The organism is Collinsella sp. AM23-17 (assembly GCF_003470945.1).
Classification (GTDB): Bacteria; Actinomycetota; Coriobacteriia; order Coriobacteriales; family Coriobacteriaceae; genus Collinsella; species Collinsella aerofaciens_O.
The window spans coordinates 1-4774 of sequence record NZ_QRHU01000040.1; the positions used below are offsets into that span (position 1 = coordinate 1).

General features: G+C 56.0%; 5 protein-coding genes and 1 tRNA gene. All 6 read right to left on the reverse strand.

Annotated elements, in window-relative coordinates:
* Positions 1 to 385 precede the first annotated feature (385 nt).
* The 6 genes from rplT to fba all read right to left on the reverse strand — a co-directional run bounded on the left by rplT (position 386) and on the right by fba (position 4614).
* Positions 386 to 745 carry a 50S ribosomal protein L20 gene (gene rplT / locus DW645_RS09665; RefSeq protein WP_006234421.1) on the reverse strand — a complete coding sequence of 120 codons (360 nt, stop codon included), beginning with the start codon at positions 743 to 745 and terminating at the stop codon, positions 386 to 388.
* 46 nt (positions 746 to 791) lie between these two features.
* A complete protein-coding gene (gene rpmI, locus DW645_RS09670; protein WP_006234422.1) occupies positions 792 to 983 on the reverse strand; it encodes a 50S ribosomal protein L35 in 192 nt (63 codons plus the stop codon).
* Positions 984 to 1015: 32 nt separating this feature from the next.
* Positions 1016 to 1585: a translation initiation factor IF-3 gene (gene infC, locus DW645_RS09675; RefSeq protein ID WP_006234423.1), complete on the reverse strand. Its 570-nt coding sequence runs from the start codon at positions 1583 to 1585 to the stop codon at positions 1016 to 1018.
* Positions 1586 to 1833: 248 nt separating this feature from the next.
* Positions 1834 to 1920: transfer RNA gene (locus DW645_RS09680), tRNA-Leu, on the reverse strand.
* Positions 1921 to 1959: 39 nt separating this feature from the next.
* A complete protein-coding gene (locus tag DW645_RS09685) occupies positions 1960 to 3393 on the reverse strand; it encodes a transglutaminase-like domain-containing protein (protein ID WP_118227342.1) in 1434 nt (477 codons plus the stop codon).
* A gap of 354 nt (positions 3394 to 3747) precedes the next feature.
* Positions 3748 to 4614 (reverse strand): class II fructose-1,6-bisphosphate aldolase, encoded by an 867-nt coding sequence (gene fba / locus DW645_RS09690; protein ID WP_117766024.1) that lies wholly within the window; start codon positions 4612 to 4614, stop codon positions 3748 to 3750.
* Positions 4615 to 4774 lie beyond the last annotated feature (160 nt).

The following is a 4774-nucleotide window of genomic DNA, read 5'->3' on the forward strand; positions in this document are numbered from 1 at the left end:
AAATGGTTCGATGTCTGCCCGGATGCGACACTGAATGTGTCCATCCTCGCAGTTTCCGGTTCTCAAGGTGCACGCTCTGCGGCTCATCCGGTCCGACCGGGCCGCGCGGCAAGGAGATATATTGCCAGACCACGAAGCCCTGTGGGACGTCAATTCCACTCTTCACAAGTCCTACACAACATATTGCTTTCTATAGGTAATAGAAAGACTGGTGCGGATCTTCCGCACGTATCAGATGATGACCCTTTGGTTCAGGAATATATAGAGATCGGTCACCTATAAGTGTTTATCTACCCGCGCTTTTAGCAATGTAAACCGCGCTTCAGATAAAAAGAGGGAGCGCCGCGCACAACGCGACACTCCCCTAGCGATTCAAGAGAATCTATTAGGCCTCTAGAGCCTTCTTGGCGATGGTGGCCAGCTCGTTGAAGGACTCGATGTCCTCGTAAGCCATCTGAGCCAGGACCTTGCGGTCGAGCTCGATGCCGGCAACCTTCAGGCCGTGCATGAACTGAGAGTAAGAGATGTCGTTCAGACGAGCAGCAGCGTTGATACGAGTAATCCAGAGAGAACGGATCTCGCGCTTCTTGTTGCGGCGATCACGATACTGATACTGCAGGGAGTGCTGGACCTGCTCTTTAGCATGCTTGTAAGTACGCGAAGCGGCACCGTAGTAACCCTTCGCACGGTGCATAACGGTACGGCGCTTCTTCTTGGCGGCAACAGCGCGCTTAATACGTGCCATGTTCTATCAACTCCTAGACGGTAAAACGAAAAACGGGAACGCGAACTTAGGCGAGACGCGACTTGATGACCTTGCGGTCGGCAGCGGCGATCTCGGTCTCCTGACGGAAGCCACGCTTACGCTTGGTGGACTTCTTGCTCAGGATGTGGCTCTTGAAAGCCTTGGCGCGCATAAGCTTGCCGGTACCAGTCTTGCGGAAACGCTTCTTGGTGCCGCTGTGGGACTTCATCTTAGGCATGAAATACTCCTTAATCGGTTACAGAACACTAGTTACTTGGTATCGCTTGCCGCTTTATCCTCATCGAAGGCGCCCTTAATCGGGGCGAGCAGCATAAGCATGTTACGGCCTTCCATCTTAGGCTTGGACTCGACCGTAGCGTAAGGCTTGAGATCCTCGGCGAGACGCTCGAGAACGTTAAGACCCTGCTCCGGATGAGCCATCTCACGGCCGCGGAACATGATGGTGATCTTAACGCGTGCGCCCTTCTTGAGGAAACGCAGAACGTGGCCCTTCTTGGTCTCGTAATCGCCAACGTCGATCTTGGGTCGGAACTTCATTTCCTTGACCTCGACCTTGGACTGGTTCTTACGAGCGGCCTTGGCCTTCATGGCCTGCTGGTACTTGAACTTACCGTAGTCCATGACCTTGCAGACCGGCGGCTCCGCGTTGGGAGCGATCTCGACCAGGTCGAGACCCTGATCGTCAGCGACGCGCTGGGCATCGCGGATGGCGAACAGGCCGAGCTGTGAGCCATCGACGCCAATCAAACGGCACGAAGATGCAGTGATCTCGTCGTTGATGCGGGTGTCATCAGACTTAGCTATTTTCCCTACCTCCATTCATAAAAAAATAACCCGGCGCTTCTTTGCAACCAGGTCGTACACATAGACTTCCTCGATTTGAGGAAGGGAATCTAAGTTGTATGACCAGTCAGCTGCTCATTGGCGCCAAAAGGTGGGAACCCTCGGGTTCCTCTTTAGGGCATTGCGGGAACAACGCCTTGCGAATAATAACACGTACCGCGCGTTATCACATTACGTACACGAAAAAGGGGGCCTTGACCCCCTTGAACGCTCGCTTGCATGAATGGTGCCCGAGGCGAGACTCGAACTCGCACGTTGTTGCCAACGGTGGATTTTGAGTCCACTGCGTCTGCCAATTCCGCCACTCGGGCACGTAATGCGTGAGTTAGTTTATCACAGCTTTCTGTTGATTAGTCCGAAAATGGAACTTCAAGCATTTCGATGAGTTCGACCGAGCGGAGCATCTCGCGCCGACGGCATCCGCGACCGTCGACCGAAGCCTCACCCATCTGGTTATCGTAAGGGTCCTCGCGCATGCCGTCGAAAGCAGGCACAAATTCAGCCTGGAATCGATTATTGGCCACCATGCGCCACGGGTCGAGATTGCCAAAGTAGTGACGACGACGCCACTCCTCCCCCATCCTGCGTGCCGAGGAACCAAACGATACGTCGGCGTTAAGCCAACCGGTCTGTGGAGTATAGAACTCAGCCCAATCGTGCGGCCCCACCGAATCGGGCGCAACATACAGGCCGCTCTGCCAACGGGCAGGAACGCCCGCAATGCGGCACATGGTGATAAACGTGAGCGCCATAACGCCGCAATCGCCGCGGAGCGAGTGCACACAGTCATCGGCAATAGATCCCAAAAGCAGGTACGGTGGCTGATAGCGATAGTCGACATGCTGTGTCAGGTAATCATAGATAGCACGAGCACGATCGAGCGGATCATCGAGCCCGCCAATAACACGCTCCGTCAACTGTCGCAGGTACGGCGTAAACACAATGTGCGGACGGTCCTCGGAAGTGTCCTCGGGCAGCGGCGTGTCCATGCACGTATGCGACGGGAGCGCACCACCATAGATATCACAATAGGCGGCATCGATGTGATAGCGATAGGTCACCGAGAATGAATGTTCAGTCGAAGATGTCCAAGAGGCAGTACGAGCCGAAACGTTTTCAGAGGCAACGGTACCCTCCGACGTCATATCGAGAACCTCGATATGAGACTGTTGACGACAGGCGGCGGCAACGGGTAGCCACGCGCGAACAGCCTCTCCCTCCTGAGCCCCGGGGACAGACACAGATGCCTTAAGCGTGATGACGCGAGTCAACCCGTTTTGCGGCTCCATCTCCCTGAGCATCTGGTTACGCAGCGCTATGCCGTCCGTAGAATCGGGACGCAGGCCCGGAACCTCCTTGGGGTACACGCGAAGCGAATCGAGGAAGTTGTCGAGAACAAACAGCTCGCCATCGATAAAGCGCCAGTCAATACGCTTACGATTAATCAGGTCATCAAACTGCTCTTCGGTAAACTCTGGCCACTCCTCGCGAATCATCGCAATGGCCCGATCACGCGACACCGAAAAATGAAGCGGCGTCTCGAGCATGCGATACCGCTCCGCACGAACACAAGCAGCCAGCGAAGGCTCGGGGTTCTGCTCCAAAAGGCGATCGCAGGCAGCAACAGCCTGCGTCAAATACCCGGCATCCTTAAGACGAAGAATCTCGGGTGGCAGTCCAATATCGAGATGACGAAAATCATCACTGCAAACATCAACAGAGCAGCCAACAGGACCCTCGTCAATAACCTTCCCATCCGAAGGCAGCACATTAATAACAGCCATACCAAAACTCCAAGTCACTAGAACGCTTGAAGCCCATTGTAGCGAGATAAAAAAGAAAGCCCCAATTAAGGAGCCCCCAACACTGATAAACGGTGCCTATAAAAAATGAATTCAGCCCAGTAACCCTGCGGCGTTAAACGAAGGAAGCCCCGTCCCCCGGAGCTGTTTCCTTGGCGCGACTTCTGGCAAAGCCAGTAGCCATCTTAATTCAGCCCAGTAACCCTGTAGCGAGTTAACGAAGGAGGCCCCGTTTCCCCGGAGCTGATTCCGTCGCGCGACTTCTGGCGAAGCCAGGTGAGCGCGAGGGAAACAGCGTAGGGGAAACGGGGCCTCCGGCGGGAAGTTTAGCGACGCTTACGCCTTGTTGACGGAGCCAAACTCCTCCATGAGCTCCTTGGTGCGGGCAACGATGTTGTCGCGACCAGGCTTGAGGAGCTTGCGGGGGTCAAAGCCCTTGCCCTGCTGATCCTTGCCAGCCTCGATGTACTCGCGGACGCCCTTGGCGAAGACGAGCTGCAGGTCGGTGTTGACGTTGATCTTGGAGATGCCCAGGGAAATGGCCTTCTTGATCTGATCCTCGGGGATGCCGGTGCCACCGTGCAGGACGAGGGGCAGGTCGCCGGTCTGAGCCTTGATCTCGCCCAGACGCTCGAAGGAAAGGCCGGCCCAGTCGGCGGGATACACGCCGTGGATGTTGCCGATGCCGCAGGCGAGGAAGTCGACGCCCAGGTCAGCAATCTGCTTGCACTCAGCGGGGTCAGCGAGCTCGCCGTTGGAGGTCACGCCGTCCTCGGTGCCGCCAATGCCGCCGACCTCGGCCTCGATGGACATGCCCTTGGAGTGGGCAAGCTCAACGAGCTCCTTGGTGCGGTCGAGGTTAAGCTGGAAGGTCTCCTCGTGAGAGCCGTCATACATGATGGACGTGAAGCCGGCCTCGATGCACTTGAAGCAGTCCTCGTAAGAACCGTGGTCGAGGTGAAGGGCGACGGGAACGGTAACGCCCGTGGCCTCGACGGCAGCCTTGACCATGTCGGCGCAGACCTTGAAACCGCCCATCCACTTAGCGGCACCAGCGGTGCACTGAAGGATCAGCGGAGACTTGGCCTCCTCGGCGGCCTGGAGAATAGCCAGGGTCCACTCGAGGTTGTTGGTGTTGAAGGCACCGAGACCGTACTTGCCGGCCTCAGCCTTCTTGAGCATGTCTGCTGCGTTGACGAGCATAAAAGAAACCTCCTGTAAGGTTGCTCCGATAACGCCTGAGATTTTACCACGGCGCACCCGGGCATAAACGTTCGTTTGTTCACGAATATGGGTACTTTAGCGATTTTCCTTGAATGGCAACTTCATCCGAACACTTCCCACATTCATCCGTACATGTACG